12 protein-coding genes are annotated in these 18,421 nt (G+C 74.6%); all 12 read left to right on the top strand.

Going from position 1 to position 18,421, the window contains the following annotated elements; genetic code table 11:
- Positions 1-44 precede the first annotated feature (44 nt).
- Complete coding sequence (locus tag V2J63_RS06405; RefSeq protein WP_331230185.1) at positions 45-1,487, top strand: FGGY-family carbohydrate kinase; 1,443 nt, start codon at positions 45-47, stop codon at positions 1,485-1,487.
- On the top strand, positions 1,484-2,383 hold the full coding sequence (locus V2J63_RS06400; protein WP_331230184.1) for a hypothetical protein: 900 nt from the start codon (positions 1,484-1,486) through the stop codon (positions 2,381-2,383). Before V2J63_RS06405 ends, V2J63_RS06400 begins: the two co-directional genes overlap by 4 nt.
- Positions 2,380-3,150, top strand: coding sequence for a hypothetical protein (locus V2J63_RS06395; RefSeq protein WP_331230183.1), 771 nt, complete (start codon positions 2,380-2,382; stop codon positions 3,148-3,150). The genes V2J63_RS06400 and V2J63_RS06395 overlap by 4 nt, the downstream gene beginning before the upstream one ends.
- 371 nt (positions 3,151-3,521) lie before the next feature.
- Positions 3,522-4,928 carry an ABC transporter substrate-binding protein gene (locus V2J63_RS06390; protein WP_331230182.1) on the top strand — a complete coding sequence of 469 codons (1,407 nt, stop codon included), beginning with the start codon at positions 3,522-3,524 and terminating at the stop codon, positions 4,926-4,928.
- Positions 4,929-4,934: 6 nt separating this feature from the next.
- Positions 4,935-5,891 carry a carbohydrate ABC transporter permease gene (locus tag V2J63_RS06385; protein WP_331230181.1) on the top strand — a complete coding sequence of 319 codons (957 nt, stop codon included), beginning with the start codon at positions 4,935-4,937 and terminating at the stop codon, positions 5,889-5,891.
- Complete coding sequence (locus tag V2J63_RS06380; RefSeq protein WP_434056289.1) at positions 5,888-6,838, top strand: carbohydrate ABC transporter permease; 951 nt, start codon at positions 5,888-5,890, stop codon at positions 6,836-6,838. The genes V2J63_RS06385 and V2J63_RS06380 overlap by 4 nt, the downstream gene beginning before the upstream one ends.
- A gap of 7 nt (positions 6,839-6,845) precedes the next feature.
- Positions 6,846-8,273 carry a GH1 family beta-glucosidase gene (locus V2J63_RS06375; RefSeq protein WP_331230179.1) on the top strand — a complete coding sequence of 476 codons (1,428 nt, stop codon included), beginning with the start codon at positions 6,846-6,848 and terminating at the stop codon, positions 8,271-8,273.
- A gap of 9 nt (positions 8,274-8,282) precedes the next feature.
- Positions 8,283-10,181, top strand: a complete 1,899-nt coding sequence (locus V2J63_RS06370; protein WP_331230178.1) for a hypothetical protein — start codon at positions 8,283-8,285, stop codon at positions 10,179-10,181.
- Between the two features lie 250 nt (positions 10,182-10,431).
- Complete coding sequence (locus tag V2J63_RS06365; RefSeq protein ID WP_331230177.1) at positions 10,432-11,991, top strand: FAD-dependent oxidoreductase; 1,560 nt, start codon at positions 10,432-10,434, stop codon at positions 11,989-11,991.
- Between the two features lie 39 nt (positions 11,992-12,030).
- Positions 12,031-14,073, top strand: a complete 2,043-nt coding sequence (locus V2J63_RS06360; protein WP_331230176.1) for an MBL fold metallo-hydrolase — start codon at positions 12,031-12,033, stop codon at positions 14,071-14,073.
- 51 nt (positions 14,074-14,124) lie between these two features.
- A complete protein-coding gene (locus V2J63_RS06355) occupies positions 14,125-15,135 on the top strand; it encodes a LacI family DNA-binding transcriptional regulator (protein WP_331230175.1) in 1,011 nt (336 codons plus the stop codon).
- Between the two features lie 149 nt (positions 15,136-15,284).
- A complete protein-coding gene (locus V2J63_RS06350) occupies positions 15,285-18,395 on the top strand; it encodes an alpha-mannosidase (RefSeq protein ID WP_331230174.1) in 3,111 nt (1,036 codons plus the stop codon).
- The last annotated feature ends 26 nt before the right edge of the window (positions 18,396-18,421 follow it).

The following is an 18,421-nucleotide window of genomic DNA, read 5'->3' as shown; positions in this document are numbered from 1 at the left end:
CACGAGATCTTGTCAGGATGTTCGAGACCGAACAGACTCGTCCTATGCGCAGTCTCGGTCTCGACGTCGGGAGCACGAACGTCAAGGCCGTCCTCGTCGAGATCGACGCCGACGGCGGGGTCCGCGACGTCGCCTCGGCCTCGGTCCCCACACCGGCGGGCGCGGCGGCCCTCGTGACGGCGGCCCTGCGCCTGGTCGCGGCCGCCGTCGAGGCCGGCGGGGCCCCGGCGTGCGTCGGTGTCGCCTCGATGGCCGAGACGGGCGTCCCGCTCGACGGCGACGGCGTCCCGCTCGGCGACCTCGTGCGGTGGGACCCCCGGCGCGCCGAGGACGAGGCCGCCCGGCTGGCGGCGGAGCTCGGCCGGGGCGAGCTCTTCCGGGCGACCGGGGTGCGGCCCAGCGGCAAGGCGCCCCTCGCGACCTGGGCGTACCTCCGCGCGCGGGAGCCGGACCGGTGGGCGGCCATGGACCGGTGGGCCGGGGCGGCCGACCTCCTCGTCCACGCGCTCACCGGCCGGCTCGTCACCGACCACACCCTCGCCGGCCGGACGATGGCCTACCGCCTCCCGGGGCCCGGGGAGGAGCCGGCCCGCACGTTCGACCGCGACCTCCTCGCCGCCGTCGGCCTGCGGCCCGAGCAGCTGCCCGACGTGGCCGCGCCGGGGGAGGTCGCCGCGCGCGTCGGTGCTGCCGGGTCGGCCGGCCTGGCGCCGGGGACGCCGGTCGTCGTCGCCGGGCACGACCACCCGGTGGGGGCCTGGGCCGGGGGCGTGCGCGCACCCGGGGAGGTGGCCGACTCCCTCGGTACCGCCGAGGCGGTCGTCCGCGTCGTCGCCGCGCGGCCGGACCCGGACGCCGTCGCCGCGGCCGGGATGAGCCTCGTGCGCACGGTCGCCGGCGACCAGGACGCCGTCGTCGCGGGCTCCTCGAGCGCCGGCGCCATGGTCGCGTGGTGGGCGGAGCGCGCCGGCGCGGACCGCCCGTTCAGCGAGGTCCTCGCCGCGGCGGCCGAGCGACCGCGCCACGCCGCCTCGCCGCTCGTGCTGCCCTACCTGCGCGGGCGCCAGACGCCGGCGCCCGACCCCGATGCCCGGGTCCGCGTCGTCGGCCGGACGGACGCGCACGACGCCGTCGACCTCGCCGCGGCGCTCGTCGACGGCCTCGCCCTCCAGGCGCGGTGGATGCTCGTCGAGCAGGCACGCCTCGCCGGCGCCGACCCCGCGGCCGGGGAGGTGCTCGTGCTCGGCGGCGCGGCCGCCGCGAGCCCCGCCTGGCTGCGCGCCAAGGCAGCGGCCGGCCCCGCACCGGTGGGTGTCCTCACCGCCCGGGAGCCCGTCGCGGTCGGCGCCGCGCTCCTCGCCGCGCACCGCGCCGGCCTGGCCCCCGCCGTCGTCCTGCCGCGCACGGCGGGGCCCGTGCCACCCGACCCCGGTTACGACCGGCTCTTCCACCGGTTCGTCGACGCAGCCCGCGAAGGAGAACGATGATCACCCACCCGCCGCCCACGCTCGACGCCGTGGCCCGTGCCTCCGGCGGCCTCGCCATGGTGGCGATGGACCAGCGCGAGAGCCTCCGCACGATGTTCGACGACGCCGGCGCCGGGCGCGTGCCGGACCCACGGCTCGTCGAGTTCAAGCTCGCCGTCGCGCAGGTGCTCGGACCGCTCGCCTCCGGGTTCCTCATCGACCGCCACTACGGGTTCGAGGCGGTCCGCGACGGCGACTACCTCCCGCCGAGCACCGGGCTCATCCTCGCCGCGGACGCCCTCGAGCAGGCCGACGGCGGACCCGTCGAGGAGACGTCCCTCGACGACGCCGTCGTGGCGCCCGAGCTCGATCTCACCGGCGTCGCGGCCATCAAGCTCCTCGTCATCTGGCGGCGGGACGAGCGCCGCGAGCAGCGGGTGGTGCTCGCGCGGGACTTCGTCGCCGCGGCGACGCGGCTCGGTGTCCTTTCCGTCCTCGAGCCGGTCGTGCGCGCGACGCCGGACGAGCTCGCTGCGGGCACCTGGGACGCCGACGCCGCGATCCAGGAGGCGGCCGCCGAGCTCTCCGTCCTCGGCCAGGACCTGTACAAGGTGCAGGTCCCGCGCGCCGGGCGCGGGACACCCGCGCAGCTGCGGGAGGCGTGCGAGGCGCTCGCGCGCGTCGTCACCGGGCCGTGGGTGGTCCTGTCCCAGGGCGTCGACCGCGAGGACTACCTCGGCGCCGTGACGGCCGCGTGCCGGGCCGGCGCGAGCGGCTTCCTGGCCGGCCGGGCCCTGTGGAGCGACGTCGTCGGTGCGCCGGACGTGCGCGCCCGTCTCCACGAGGTCTCGGTGCCGCGCGTCGAGCGCCTCGTCGAGACCGTCGATCGCTACGCCCGCCCGTGGAGCGAGGCGTGAGCGCCCCGCTCCGGCTGGGTCTGCTCCACACGGTGCCGGCGCTCGCGACGACGTTCGACGCCCTCGTCGCCGAGCTCGCCCCGGGCACCGAGACCGTCCACGTCGTCGACGCGTCGCTCCTCGCGCGCGCGGTCGGGGAGGGGGGCGTGAGCGCGGAGGTCTCCGCGCGGGCGGTCGCGCACACCGGGTACCTCGCCGGGCTCGGGGTCGACGCCGTCCTCGTCACGTGCTCCTCGATCGGCGAGTGCGCCGACCTCGCGGCGCGGGACGCCGACGTGCCGGTGCTCCGTGTCGACCGCCCCATGGCCCGGCGGGCCGTCGCGCTCGCGGCCGACGGGTCGGGTCGGCGTGACTCCGGAGGCCGGACCGGAAGGGACGACGGGGCCGGCGGGGCGGCAGGGGGTGACCGTGCCGTGGCAGCGGATGAGGCCAGCGGGCGGATCGCCGTCCTCGCCACGCTCAGCTCGACGCTCGGCCCGACGACGCGGCTCGTCGAGGCGGAGGTGGCCGCGGCCGGCGCGCGCGTCGAGATCGACCCCGTCCTCGTCGTCGGCGCCGCCGAGGCACGCGGACGCGGGGACCAGGCCACCCATGACGAGCTCGTCCGGCGCGCGGTGGGACGGGCCGCCCAGCGTGCCGCCGTCGTCGTCCTCGCCCAGGCCTCGATGGCGGACGCCCTCGCCGGGGCGGACCCCGCCCCCGTGCCGGTGCTCAGCTCGCCGACCACCGGTCTCGAGGCGGCGATCGTCGCCGCCCAGAGGCGCTGACGCCCCCGTCCCGTGATGGTCGCCGGGCTGGTGCGGGGCCGTCAGCGCTTCTGCATGACCACGAGCGGGGTGGTGATGGGCCGTGCCTCCGGCCGACGGGGGGCGGGTCCTGCCGAGAAGTCGATGATCTTCACCGCGCGCAGGGCCCACCTGGGTCGTAGTGTCGGCCCCGACGGTCCGTGGCCGGATCGTTAGCAAGAGGTCGTTGACCGTCTCCGGAGGATGTGGGTACGTTCTCAGGCACGGCAAGGACGCCGTTCGGACATGGCGTGCACGTGTGTGAGGCCGAACTCGTCGTTGTCGTGGCGCACCCGGGGAGGGTTGCGTGGTGCCGCGTTGGGCACCGCCTCACTACGTCGAAGGAGAGGTCCATGAGAACACGAAGCGCACGAGGCGCTGCCGTCGCCGTGGCGGCCGGGCTCACGCTCGCGGCCTGCGCGCAGGGCACCGGCGGGAACAGCGACGACGGCACCGGGGGTGGCGGGGACGGCGGCACCTCCTTCGACTCCGGGGCCGAGCTCGACGGCGAGCTCGAGATCATGGGCTTCGGCCTGGGCGACGACGTCGCCACGTCCCGCTACGAGCTCGCCGAGGAGGCCCTCGGCGACGGCGTGACGATCAACCACATCGAGGGCGCGCTGGACATCCAGCAGTTCCTCACCGCCGTGGCCTCCGGCAACCCGCCGGACGTCATCTACGCCGCCCGTGACCAGATCGGCACGTTCGCCTCCCGCGGCGCGATCATCCCCCTCGAGCAGTGCATCGCCGGTGAGGGCATCGAGATCGACAACTTCCGCGAGCACACGATCGAGCAGGTGACCTTCGCGGACGAGATCTACGGCGTCCCGGAGTTCAACTCCATCCAGATCACCATGGCCAACGCCGACCTCCTCGAGGCGGCCGGGATGTCGATCGAGGACGTCAACGGCTCGGACTGGGAGGCCATCACCGCGGCCAACGAGGCGCTCATGGTCAACGAGGGCGGCAGCCTCTCGGTCATCGGCTACGACTCGAAGCTGCCGGAGTTCCTCCCGCTGTGGGCACGCTCGAACGGGGCGGACCTCATCTCCGAGGACGGCCGCACGGCTCAGATCAACGACCCGGCGGTCGTCGAGGCGCTCGAGTTCGCGCTCGAGATCTACGAGGCCCAGGGCGGGTTCGGCGTCGTCAAGGCACTGCGTGACTCGGCCGACTTCTTCGGCGCCGGCAACCAGTTCGCCGCGGGCACGCTCGGCGCCATGCCGATGGAGCAGTGGTACATCAACGTCCTTAACGACGTCTCTCCTGACGCCCCCATCGCGTTCGACACCCTGCGGGACAAGGAGGGCGAGACCCTCGCCTTCGCCGGCGGGAGCGCGTGGGCGATCACCCAGGGCAGCAGCAACCCCGAGGCGGCGTGCCGCTTCGCCCGGGCGATGACCGAGCTCGACACGTGGACCGCCGCGGCGGAGAACCGCATCGCGCTCCGCGAGGCCGAGGGCGGCACGTTCACCGGCATCCTCACCGGCCGCTCCGACGCGGACGAGGCCATCCGGGAGATGGTCCCCTCGATGGGCGACGAGAAGTGGGACTCGGCGATCGAGGCGATGTACGAGGCCAACGAGAACAGCTTTGCCTACCCGGCCAGCGCGGCCGACAACGAGTTCAAGACCGCGTGGACGGACGCGGTCAACCGTGTGCTCAACGGCCAGGAGGAGCCGCAGGCCGCCCTCGACCGGGCGCAGGAGGAGGCACAGTCCGCCCTCGACACGAACTGGGCGGAATGGGACGAGGGCTAAGCCCTCATGGCCACGATCGCTCGACCGGCTCGGGGCGCGTCGGACAAGATCCCGATGCGTCCCGAGCTGCGCAAGCGCCAGCGGCGCAACCTCCGCGCTGCGCTGCTGTTCATCCTGCCGTGGATCATCGGGGCGGCCGTCTTCACCGTCTGGCCGATCCTCTACAGCGGGTACCTGTCCCTGACGAACTACGACGTCATCAACGCGCCTGAGTTCATCGGCCTCGACAACTACCGCCGCCTCCTCGAGGACCCCCGGATCGTCCTGTCGCTGGCGAACACGGTGTACTACACCGTCCTGCTCGTGCCGCTGCAGATCATCTTCTCGCTCTCCCTGGCCATGCTCCTCAACGAGGCGGGCCGGGCGTCGAGCTTCTTCCGCACCGCGTTCTACCTGCCGAACATGACGCCGCCGGTGGCGGTGGGCATCCTCCTGCTCCTGCTGTTCAACGGGCAGGACGGTCTCGTCAACATGGTGCTCGGGTGGGTCGGGATCGAGGGGCCGAACTGGACGACGGACCCGACGTGGATCAAGCCCGGGCTCGTCGCGATGAGCCTGTGGTCGGTCGGCTCGACGGTCATCATCCTGCTCGCGGCGCTGCGCAACGTGCCGGCGGAGATGTACGACTCCGCCAAGGTGGACGGCGCGAACTGGTGGCAGCGGACGACGAAGATCACCGTGCCCATGATCAGCGGGACGATCTTCTTCCTCGTCATCGTCAACACGATCGCCGGGTTCCAGACCTTCACCGAGGCCTACACCGCGTACCACGGGGCCGGCACGTACAGCAACGAGGCGGCGCTCTTCTACGCCATCTACCTCTTCCAGCAGGCGTTCGAGTTCCTCAACATGGGCTACGCCTCGGCGATGGCCTGGCTGCTCTTCCTCATCATCATGGTGATCACCGGCATCCAGTTCCTCGTGAGCAAACGGCTCGTCTACTACGAGGGGGAGGACAAATGACGTCCATGCCCGGAACCTCGACGCCCGGGACCGCCGCGACGGCCAACCCGGCCGCCGAGGCCGCCACCAAGGCGGCGGCCCAGCCGCCGATGCGCGAGCTGCGCCCGGACCGGTCGAAGCGCCCGCTCGGGCTCAAGATCCTCGTCGTCGCCATGCTCGTCGGCTTCTCGGCGATCTTCATCTACCCCTTCATCTGGCTCATCAGCGCCTCGTTCAAGCCGCGCGGGGAGGTCTTCGACAACAAGCTCATCCCGGAGACCTTCGTCTTCGAGAACTACCTCAACGTGTGGCAGGAGGCGCCGCTCGCGCTGTGGATCTTCAACACCCTCTTCGTCACGGTGCTGGCGGCGGGGACGGTGACGATCTCGAGCGCGATGGTCGCCTGGGGGTTCTCCTACTTCCGGTTCAAGGGCAGGAACGCCCTCTTCGGCGTCGTGCTCGCCACGATGATGCTGCCGGGAGCCGTGACGATGGTGCCGGTGTTCCTCATCTGGAACTCCCTCGGCCAGGTGGGCACGCTCACCCCGCTGTGGGCGGCGAACATCTTCGGCAGCGCGTTCTACATCTTCCTGCTCCGGCAGTTCTTCCTCGGCCTGCCCCGCAGCCTCTTCGAGGCCGCCCGGGTGGACGGGGCGAACAACTGGACGATCTTCACCAAGATCGCGGTGCCGCTGTGCAAGCCGGCGCTCATCGTCACGCTCATCTTCGAGTTCCAGGCGTCGTGGACCAACCTCATGGCGCCGCTCATCTACCTGCGGGACTCGAGCACGTTCACGGTCCCGCGGGGCCTCAAGGCCCTGCTCGACCAGTTCGGCTTCGGTGGCAACTGGAACTGGGAGATCATCGTGACGGCGAGCGTCATCACGACGATCCCGATGATCATCCTGTTCTTCATCGCCCAGCGGCACTTCGTCGAGGGCATCGCCACGACGGGCGTCAAGGGCTGAGGTGCCCGTGACCCCGGCGTCCTCCGGCGCGGGGGGCTCACCGGAGGGTGGGTCCCCCGCCCCGTTCCCGGACGGGTTCCTCTGGGGTGCCGCGACGTCGGCGTTCCAGGTCGAGGGGAGCCTCGACGTCGACGGGCGTGGCAAGTCGGTCTGGGACGTCTTCGCCCGGCGCCCGGGTGCCATCGAGGGGGGCGCCGACGGGTCGCGGGCGTGCGAGTCCTACCGCCGTTGGCGCGAGGACGTCGCCGTGATCGCCGAGCTCGGGCTCGGGGCGTACCGGTTCTCCGTCGCGTGGTCGCGGATCGTCCCTGAGGGGACCGGGCGGGTCGAGGCCCGTGCCCTCGACCACTACGAGAGGTTCGTCGACGCGCTCCTCGAGTGCGGCGTCGCCCCCGTCCTCACCCTCAACCACTGGGACATGCCGCAGGCGCTCATGGCCGACGGCGGGTGGGCGGCGCGGGGTGCCGTCGACGCGTTCGCCGAGCTGACCACCGCCGTCGCCGACCGCCTCGCGGACCGGGTCGAGTGGTGGGTGACGCAGAACGAGCCGTGGATCATCGCGCTGCTCGGCTACCAGCTCGGGCTCCACGCCCCCGGCGTCGCGGACCTGCGCGCCTCGCTGGCCGCGGGGCACCACGTGCTGCTCGGGCACGGCGCGGGCGCCGACGTCCTCCGCTCCTACCCGGGCACGAGGGTGGGGGCCGCGCTGAGCCTCTTCCCGTGCGACCCGGCCACCCCGGACCCGGTGGACGTCGAGGCCGCGTGGGGCTCGGACGGCTACGTCAACCGCTGGTTCCTCGACCCGCTGCTGCGCACCGGCTACCCGCCGGACATGCGAGAGCACTGGGAACGGGCGACCGGCGGGCCGCTCGACGTCATCCGCGACGGCGACGAGGCCGCGATCGGCGGGCGCAGCGACTTCCTCGGCGTCAACTACTACACGCGCCGCGTCATGACCGCGGCCGAGCCAGGCCCCGGCCGGCCCTTCCCGTGGCAGGTCGTCGAGCCGACGGGGAGCGTCGCGCGGACCGACGCCGGCTGGGAGATCGCCCCGGACGCCTTCCGCGACCTCCTCCTGCGGCTCGACCGCGACTACCCCGGAACCCCGCTGCTCGTCACCGAGAACGGTGGGGTCTTCGGCGAGGGACCCACCCACGACGACCTCGTCCACGACGGCCGCCGCACGGAGTTCCTGCGCCGGCACGTGGCCGCCGTCGGTGAGGCGCTCGCCGGCGGCGCGGACGTGCGCGGGTACCTGCACTGGTCGCTGCTCGACAACCTCGAGTGGGCCCTCGGCTACCGGCCCCGCTTCGGGCTCGTCCACGTCGACTACCCCACCGGGCGCCGGACGATCAAGGACTCCGGCCGCTACTACGCCGAGGTGGCCCGGACCGGCACGCTGCCCCCCGTCCCCGTCGTCGCCCCGTTCGGCTAGGGCGTGCCCGTGCGTGTCGAGGAGCGCCCCGGCGCGACGACGATCACCGCCGAGACGTACGTGCTCGAGGTCCGGCCGGGCGCCGCCAAGGCCGTCCTCGCGGCTCCCGACGGACGTCTCTGGTCCCACCTCAGCCTCCTCGCCTCCGTCGACGCGACCGACGGGGTGGACGAGTCCTACGACGTGCTGCCCGCCGTCATCACGCCCGGGCCCGACGCCGTCACCGTCACCGTCACGGCCGCGAGCAGCCGGTGGGCGCACAAGGAGGTGCGGCTCGTCGCCCGTCCCCGCGCCGTCGAGCTGAGCGTCCACGTGCGCGGGCGCGGGTGGCTGGCGGAGGTGAGCGTCCTCGGCGGGCGCGCCGTGCGGGCGAGCGGGGCGTGCGGGACCTTCCGCTCCTCGATCGAGTTCGCCTCGGTCCTCAACCCGACACCGACCGAGCCGGTCCACGTCGTGCGCCCGGCGCACTCGGGTGCCGTCCTCGGGGTCGTCGGGGACGCGCACGCCGGGCGCCTGCACGCCGTCTTCTCCCCGCCGCCCCTGTGCCTCGCCCTCGGCAGGCGCGAGGCGCGGAGCGCCACCGAGCTCCCCGGCGGGGACTGGCTCGCCGTCGCGCTGCGCGCCGGCGCCGCCGACCTTTCCTTCACCGAGCTGCGCTACGACCCGGTCGACGGCGGGTTCCTCGTGCGCCTCGACTACGACGGCCACACCCTCGTCGAGGACGCCTTCACGACGCCGGCGCTCGTCCTCACCCCGACCGACGGTCCCCTCGCGGCCGTCGCCGAGCACCGGCGGGACCTCATTGACCACGGCCTGGCCCCCGCCGGGCCGGTCCACGAGCCCGCGCCGTGGTGGCGGGAGCCGATCTTCTGCGGGTGGGGCGCGCAGTGCACCCGGGCGCCGCTGCCCGGGGCGCCCGCCGCCCACCCGTACTACCTCGCGGACCTGGCGCCCGCCGTCGTGCCCGACGGCGTCCCCGTCGCCGCGGACATGGCCCGCGCCGACCTCTACGACGAGCTCCTCGCCCACCTCGCCGCCGCGGGCGTCGTGCCGGGGACCGTCGTCGTCGACGACCGGTGGCAGGCCGAGTACGGCACCGGTGAGCCGGACCGCAGCCACTTCCCCGACCTGCGCGCGTGGGTCGCGGCCCGGCACGACGCCGGTCAGCGCGTCCTGCTGTGGTGGAAGGCGTGGGACCCGGCGGGCGTGCCGGCGCAGGAGTGCGTGCGCGACGCCGGCGGCCGGCCGGTCGCCGTCGACCCGGGCAACCCCGCCTACCTCGCCCGGCTGCGGCGCACCGCCGCTCACCTCGTCGGCCCGGACGGGCTCGGCGCCGACGGCGTCAAGGTCGACTTCACCCAGCGCGCGCCCGTCGGGCACTCGCTGCGGGCGTGGACCGACGCGTCCGGGCGCCCCGGGGTGTGGGGGATCGCCGCGCTCCACGCCCTGCTCGGGGCGCTGTACTCCGGGATGAAGGAGGCGAAGGCGGACGCGCTCATGATCACCCACACGCCCCACCCGGCCTTCGGTGACGTCACGGACATGGTCCGGCTCAACGACGTCCTCGAGCGGGACACGGCGACGGCGGTGGTCCCGGTCGTCGACCAGCTCCGGTTCCGCCACGCCGTCGTGACGGCGGCGATGCCCGGGCACCTCGTCGACACCGACCAGTGGCCCATGCCGGACCGGGCGCAGTGGCGCGCCTACGTCGGCGCCCAGGCGGCCCTCGGCGTCCCCGCGCTCTACTACGCCGAGGGGATAGACCGGTCCGGCGAGGCGCTCAGCACCGAGGACCTCGCCCTTGTCGCGCGGACCTGGACGGACTACCGCGCGGCCCTCCTTGCCACCCCGCCCCCGGGGGGTGCCGCATGCCCCCCGGGGAGCGCCGCGGCCCCCCACGGCTCGTGATGATGCAGACGTGCCGGACGGCAGGGCCCGCCGGAACGCGCCGGACGGCGGGGCCGTGCCGTGAGGTGGCGGGAGCTCGCCCTCGGAGCGGCCGTGCGCCTCGACACGCGCTGTGCCCCTGGTCTACCAGGGGCACGCGGCGTGTCGAGGCGCACGGCCGGGGTGGGCGCCGGGACCGGTACTTGTGCATGATCACGAGGGGGACGGTGGGGAGCGGGGGCGCGGGGGTGCGGCGATGACGGGCGTCGGCGTGAGCGGAGATGGCGCGGCTCTGGAGACCGGGGCGGACGTCGTCGTCTACGCGGCCACGTCGGCCGGGGTGTGCGCGGCGGTCGCGGCCGCGGAGGCCGGGGCGAGCGTCGTCCTCGTCGAGCCGGGCCGGCACGTCGGGGGCATGACGAGCGGCGGCCTCGGCTACACCGACGTCGGCGACCTCCGCGTCGTCGGCGGCATGGCGGCCCGGCTGCGGCACGCCGTCGCCGAGCACTACGGCGTCCCGCCCGGCACCTTCGCGGGCCCCGAGCCGCACGTGGCCGAGGCCATCTACCGGCGCTGGCTCGAGGAGGCGGGCGTCGAGGTCGTGCTCGGGCACCGCCTCACCGGCGTCGACGTCGGAGGCGACGCCCGCATCACCGGCATGACGGCGGGGGGCCGGCGGTTCACCGCCGCCGTGCTCGTCGACGCCAGCTACGAGGGTGACCTCCTCGCGCTCGCGGGCGTGCCCTACGCCGTCGGGCGCGAGGACCGCGCCCTCCACGGGGAGCGGTTCGCCGGGCGTCAGGAGCTCGCGCCCGGCAAGCACGCGATGCCGCCGTGGGTCTCGCCGTTCGCGGGGGACCCCGACGGGCTCGTCGAGGGTCCCCTCCTCGACCAGGTCCGGCCGGGGCCGATGGCCGAGGTCGGCCAGGGCGACGGCGGGGTCATGTCCTACGGCTACCGCGTGTGCCTCACCCCCGCGGCGGACCGCATCCCGTTCGAGCGGCGGCCCGGGTACGACGAGGGCCACTGGGAGCTCGGCCGGCGCCTCTTCGCGCTGTGGAGGCGGGAGGGGCGCGAGGTGCGGGCCCGGGACCTCGTCGGTCTGGTCCCCAACCTGCCCGGCGGCAAGTGCGACGCGAACTCGATCGGCCCGTTCTCCCTCAGCGTCCTCGACGGCGCCGCGTGGGAGTACCCCGACGCGGGCGCCGCGCGCCGTGAGGAGATCCGCCTGCACCACCTCCACCACGCGCAGGACCTCCTGTGGTTCCTCACGCACGACCCCGCCGTGCCCGCGCCCGTGCGCGCCGAGATGCGCGGGTGGGGACTGCCGCCCGAGGAGTTCGCCGACACCGCCCACCTGCCCCACCAGCTCTACGTCCGGGAGGCGCGGCGGATGGTGGGCGAGTACGTCCTCACCGAGCACGACGCCCTCGGCGGGCGCCGTCACGACGACGTCGTCGCGCTCGGCTCCTACCACCTCGACGTCCGCGAGGTGCAGCGCACGTGGCGCTGGGTCTACGAGCACCCCCGGCCGGTCGCCATGGTCGTGACGGAGGGGTACCTGTCCGTGCCGGTGCCCCCGTACGCCGTCCCGTACCGGAGCCTCGTCCCGCGGCGGGCGGACTGCACGAACCTCCTCGTGCCCGTGTGCCTCGCCGCCTCGCACGTCGCGTTCTCCTCGGTGCGCATGGAGGTGCAGTACCAGATGCTCGGTCACGCCGCCGGGATCGCGGCGGCCATGGCCGCGCGAGCGGGGTGCGGCGTCCACGACGTCGATGTCGGCGCCCTCCAGGACACGCTGCGTGCGCAGGGCCAGGTGCTCGCGCTCTGAGTGCTTGTAGCGCCCCTGTGGGATCGATACCATGGTTCGATGACCGGCACAGTGCGCGAGGTCGCGCCAGGGGTCTTCCGGGTGCGGGACACCTGCAACGTCTACGTCGTGCGGGCCGAGGGCGCCCGCACCGGCGTCGCGATCGACTTCGGCTCCGGCGCCGTCCTCGACCACCTCGCGGAGATGGGGATCGACCGGCTCACCCACGTCGTCATGACCCACCACCACCGTGACCAGGCACAGGGCCTGCCGCGCGCGGTCGCGGCCGGCATCGAGATCCACGTCCCGCCGGTCGAGCGCGACCTCTTCGAGCGGGTCGACGACATGTGGGCGACGCGCCCGATCATCAACGACTACAACCTCCGCGAGGACCGGTTCTCCCTCCTCGAGCCCGTGCCGGTCGCGGGGCTCGTCCCCGAGTACCGGGTCGGCCGCTACGGCGGCGTCGAGCTCGGCGTGCGCCCCACGCCCGGGCACACGACCGGCTCGGTCACCTACGTCCTCGACCGCGGCGGCCGGCGGCTCGCGTTCTCCGGCGACCTCATCTACGCCCCCGGCAAGGTGTGGTCGCTCGCCGCCACTCAGTGGACGTACACCGAGAGCGAGGGGGCAGCCATGGTGGTCCTGTCCTGCTACCTCCTGCTCCGCGAGGGCATCGACGTGCTGCTGCCCTCCCACGGCGAGCCGATGGACGACGCCGACGGCGCGCTCGCGCTCCTCGCCGAGCGCATGCAGGCCTACGTCAACTCCCGGCGGAACCACCCCTGGGACCTCGAGACGCGGCTCGTCCACCCGTACGCGCGACTGACGCCGCACCTGCTCATCAACCGCTCGAGCGTCTCGTGCGGCTACGTCCTGCTCTCGGACAGCGGCGCCGCGCTGCTCATCGACTACGGCTACGACATGACGACGGGCCTGCCGGCCGGGCGCGACCGCGCCTCCCGCCGGCCGTGGCTCGCCTCCCTCGACGCGCTGCGGGGCGGGTTCGGGGTCACCGACATCGAGGTGGCGATCCCCACCCACTTCCACGACGACCACGTGGCCGGCCTCAACCTCCTGCGCGACGTCGAGGGGACGCAGGTGTGGGCCCCCGAGAACGTCGCGCCGATCCTCGCCAACCCCATGCACCACGACCTGCCCTGCCAGTGGTACGACCCCATCCCGGTGGACCGCGAGCTCGCGCTCGGGGAGACGGTCCGGTGGCGCGAGTACGAGATCACGGTGCACGAGCTGCCCGGCCACACCCTGTACGCCGCGGCGTTCGAGCTCGAGGTCGACGGGCACCGGGTGCTCGTCACCGGCGACCAGCAGGACGGCCAGGGCGTGGCCAACCAGCGGCGGGAGATCCTCAACTATCAGTACCGCAACCTCTTCCGGATCGACGACTACGTCGACAGCGCCGCCCTCTACCAGCGGGTCGCACCCGGGCTCATGGTGAGCGGGCACTGGGAGCCGCGCTGGGTGGAGGACGGCTACCTCGACATGCTCGGCGCGGCCGGGGAGGAGGTCGCGCGGATCCACCGCGAGCTGCTCCCCCTCGAGGACGTCGACGCCGGGGCGTCCGGGGTCCTCGCACGGCTCACGCCCTACCGCTCCCACCCGCTGGCGGGGGAGCGGGTCGAGCTGACGGCCACGGTGCGCAACCCGCACGCCCGACCCGCGCAGGCGGTGCTCCACCTCGCCCTGCCCGAGGGCTGGACGGCGGAGCCGCCCCTCGCTCGCCGCGACCTCGGGCCGGGGGAGACCGGCACCGTGACGTTCGTCGTCCAGCCGGCGCTGCACGAGCAGCGGCGCGCCCGCTGCGCCGTCGACGTCACGATCGGCGACCTCGCGCTCGGTCAGCACGCCGAGGCGCTCGTCGACGTCCACGCAGCGCCGAGAGCGGGCGCCGGTGCTGGCTCGAGGGGTGAGGCTGGCGGTGCCAGTGACGGAGCGGGGGCTGCGGCGGCGAGAGATCTCGTCGACCCGGCGGGCGAGGCCGTCGACCCGGCCGGTGACGCCGCCGGCCGGGTCGGTGACGCCGGCGGGCGCGCGGGGGGCCCGGGCGACGGGCGCCGATACGATGACGCCGGCGTCCGGTAGGCCGGGCCTCCCGTGACCGGGACGACAGCTCATGAGACAGGTGACGCGGCCATGCCGACACGCCGCGCGACGATCAAGGACGTCGCCGAGGCCGCCGCCGTCTCCCGCTCGACCGCCTCGCGCGCGCTCACCGGCAACGGCTACGTCGCCGCGGGCGTGCGCCTGCGGGTCGAAGAGGCCGCCCGCGCGATGGGCTACGTCCCCAACGCCGCCGCCCAGCACCTGCGCCGCCGCCAGACGAGCTCCCTCGGGCTCCTCGTCTCGGACCTGACGAACTCCTTCTACGCCGAGCTCGCGGCCGGCGCGACGCAGCAGGCCCGCCGTCGCGGCTACACCGTCATGCTCACCGACGACGCCGCGACGGGGGAGGACGGCACGACGCCCGCGCAGGCGTTCGTCCAGCTGCGCGTCGCCGGCGTCATCGCCACCCCGACGACCGCCGGGACCGGGGCGTACCTGCGGGAGCACCGCATCCCGGTCGTGGAGGTGGACCGGCAGTTCGCCGAGGGCGCCTCCGACGCCGTCGTGGTCGACAACGCCGCCGGCGCCCACCGCGTGACGGCCCAGCTCATCGAGGAGGGCCACCGCCGGATCGCCCTCTTCATCGACGAGACGCTGTGGACCACGGGCCGGGACCGCTACGCCGGCTACCGGCGCGCGCTCGCCGACGCCCACCTTCCGCTCGACCCCGACCTCGTCGTCTCCGCCGGGTGGGACGTCGGTGCCGCGCGGTTGACCGCGGCGCGGATGCTCGCCGGCCCCGGGCGGCCGACAGCGGTCTTCGCCGCCAACAACCTCCTCGCCGAGGGCGTGTGGCGCGCCGCGGCCGACCTCGCCCTCGACGTCCCGCGCGACCTCAGCCTCGTCTCGTTCGACGACGCGCCGTGGATGTCCATGGTCACGCCGGGCATCACCGCCGTCGCGCAGGACGTCCTCGAGCTCGGCCGGACGGCGGTGGACGTGCTCCTCGACCGCCTCGCCGAGCCCGACGCGCCGGTGCGGACGGTCGTCGTCCCGGCGCACGTCGTCGAGCGCGGCTCGGTGGCGCCGCCCGCGGGCTGAGACGCGGCCCCGGTGCGGCGGACCGTCCGCCGGGCGCTGCTCTCCCGCCGGGGCCGTTGACCTCTCCGAGAAGCACGTGGTTGCGTATGGGTACGTTCCCACACGCTCACGCGGGAGCGGCGACCGGCCTGCCGACGACGGAGTGGCTCATGCACCGGACCCTGTACGACCTCACCCAGCGGATCGAGCGGACGCTCACCGAGCGCCTCGTGCCGGCCGTCTACAGCGCGACGGCCCCGGTGGAGGTGAGCGCCGTCGACCTGCCCGGTGAGCCCGTCCCGTTCGCCGAGGCGGCCGCGCTGCCGTACACGCCGTTCGCCGTCGGGCAGCCGTGGGGGCGGCCGTGGGGCACGACGTGGTTCCACCTCACCGGTGAGGTCCCCGCGGCGATGCGGGGGCGCCGCGTCGAGCTGCTCGTCGACCTCGGGTTCGAGCGCTCCGGCCCCGGCTTCCGTTCCGAGGGGCTCGCGTACACCCCCGACGGCGTGCCGATCAAGGGGATCGAGCCGCGGACGGCGTACGTGCCGGTCGCGCGGGCGGCGCGCGGCGGCGAGCGCGTCGACGTCTACGTCGAGGCCGCCGCGAACCCGCGGTTCCCGGGCACCGCGGAATCCGCCCTCGGGGACCTCGACACCGCCCCGCGGACGCCGCTCTACCGTCTCGACCAGGCCGAGCTCGCCGTCCTCGAGGAGGAGGTCCACGCCCTCGTCCTCGACGTCCGGGTGCTCCACGGGCTCGCGCTGGAGCTGGGCGAGGCCGACCCGCGGCGGCACGAGATCCGGCGCGCGCTCGAGGACATGCTCGACGGGCTCGACGTCGCGGACGTCGTCGGCGGGGCGGGCGCCGCCCGGGCGCGGCTCGCGCCCGTGCTCGCCGCGCCCGCCGCCGCCAGCGCGCACCGCGTCTCCGGCGTCGGGCACGCCCACATCGACTCCGCCTGGCTGTGGCCGGTGCGCGAGACGATCCGCAAGTGCGCGCGGACGTTCTCCAACGTCGTCGCGCTCGCCGAGGACTACCCCGACCTCGTCTTCGCGTGCTCCTCCGCCCAGCAGTACGCGTGGATGCGCGACCACCACCCGCACGTCTGGGCGCGCGTGCGGGAGAAGGTCGCCACCGGCCAGTTCCTCCCGGTCGGCGGGATGTGGGTGGAGTCGGACACGAACATGCCCGGCGGTGAGGCGACGGTCCGCCAGTTCACGCGCGGCAAGCGCTTCTTCGCCGACGAGCTCGGTGCCGAGCCGCGCGAGGTCTGGCTGCCCGACTCCTTCGGCTACTCCGGGGCGCTGCCCCAGCTCGCGCGCCTCGCGGGCTTCCGGTGGTTCCTCTCCCAGAAGATGTCGTGGAACGCCACGAACCCCTTCCCCCACCACACGTTCTGGTGGGAGGGCATCGACGGCACGCGAGTCTTCACCCACTTCCCGCCGGCGGACACGTACAGCGCCGAGCTCACCGCCCGCGAGCTCGCCCACGGCGTGGAGAACTTCGCCGAGCACGGCCGGTCCACCCGCTCGCTCCTGCCGTTCGGCTACGGCGACGGCGGGGGCGGACCCACGCGGGAGATCGTCGAGACGGCCCACCGGCTGGCCGACCTCGAGGGCTCCCCGCGGGTGCGGATCGAGACACCCGCGGCGTTCTTCGCCGCGGCCGAGGAGGAGTACCCCGACGCGCCGGTGTGGTCGGGGGAGATGTACCTCGAGCTCCACCGTGGCACGTACACCAGTCAGCACGAGATGAAGCGCGGGAACCGGCGCACCGAGCACCTCCTGCGCGAGGCCGAGCTGTGGGCCGCGACGGCGGCGGTGCGCGGCGGGCACGCGTACCCGTACGAGCGGTTCGACCGCGCGTGGGAGGAGACGCTCCTCCTCCAGTTCCACGACATCCTGCCGGGCAGCTCCATCGCCTGGGTCCACCGCGAGGCGCGGGGGACCTACGCCCGGCTCGCTGCCGGGCTCGAGGAGATCATCGACGGCGCGCTCGGTGCGCTCGCGGGCCCCGGCACGGAGCCGCTCGCCTTCAACGCGGCGCCGCACGAGCGGGCGGGCGTGCCGGCGCTCGGCGCGGCGGTGGCGGATGGCGAGCCGCTCGACGGCGGCCCGTCCCCGGCCGGCGGGGGACGGCCCGGGCAGACCCGCTGGGGCGTCGTCCCGGACCGCACGGGCGTCGCCGTCGAGGTCACCGAGGACGACGGCGGGACCGTCCTCGACAACGGGCTCGTGCGCGTGCGGGTGGGACCCGACGGCACGCTCACCGGCGTCCGGGACCTCGCCGCGGGCCGCGAGGTGCTCGCCCCGGGCGCCGCGGCCAACGTCCTCCAGCTCCACCCCGACACCCCCAACCGCTTCGACGCGTGGGACGTCGACGAGTTCTACCGCCGTCGCCGGCGCGACCTCACCACGGCGCTCGCGGTCGAGGTCGACCGCTCCGACGCCGCCCGGCCCGTCGTGCGCGTCCGCCGCGCCGACGGCGCGTCCACGTACGTGCAGACCCTCGCCCTGGCCGCCGGCTCCCGGGTGGTCGAGATGGTGGCCGACGTCGACTGGCACGAGAGCGAGACGCTCCTCAAGGTCGCGTTCCCCCTCGACGTCCACGCGGAGCGCTCGACGGCGGAGATCCAGTTCGGTCACGTCCACCGGCCCACGCACACGAACACCTCGTGGGACGCCGCGAGGTTCGAGGTCTGCGCCCACCGCTGGGTCCACGTCGCCGAGCCGGGATACGGCGTCGCCCTCGTCAACGACTCGACGTACGGCCACGACGTCACCCGCGCCGGGCCGGGGGACGCCCACGGCGCGGGCCCCACGACGGTCCGGCTCTCCCTCCTGCGCGCGCCCCGCTACCCCGACCCGCAGACCGACCAGGGGCACCACCGGCTCGCGTACTCCCTCGTCGTCGGCGCCGCGGTCGCCGACGCCGTCCGCGAGGGGTACTGGGCCAACCTCCCCGTGCGCCGGCGGACCGGCGCCGGCCCGGTCGCGCCGCTCGTCACGGTGAGCTCGCCGGCCGTCGTCGTCGAGTCCGTCAAGCTTGCCGACGACCGCTCCGGCGACGTCGTCGTGCGGCTGTACGAGTCGCTCGGCGGCCGGGCACGCACGCGCGTGGAGGCGGGGTTCGCCGTCGACCGGGCGTGGGTGTGCGACCTCCTCGAGCGCGAGGACGACGAGATCGCGGCGCTCGCCCCGCTCGCCGGGGAGGGCGACCGGCTCGAGCTGACGCTGCGGCCCTTCCAGGTCGTCACGCTGCGGCTGCGCCCGACGGGGTAGCGCCCGGTCGGCCAGGGCCGTCGCGA

The organism is Georgenia wangjunii (assembly GCF_036421975.1).
GTDB lineage: Bacteria > Actinomycetota > Actinomycetes > Actinomycetales > Actinomycetaceae > Georgenia_A > Georgenia_A wangjunii.
The sequence above is the reverse complement of the archived record's forward strand: the minus strand, read 5'-3'. Positions and strand labels throughout refer to the sequence as shown.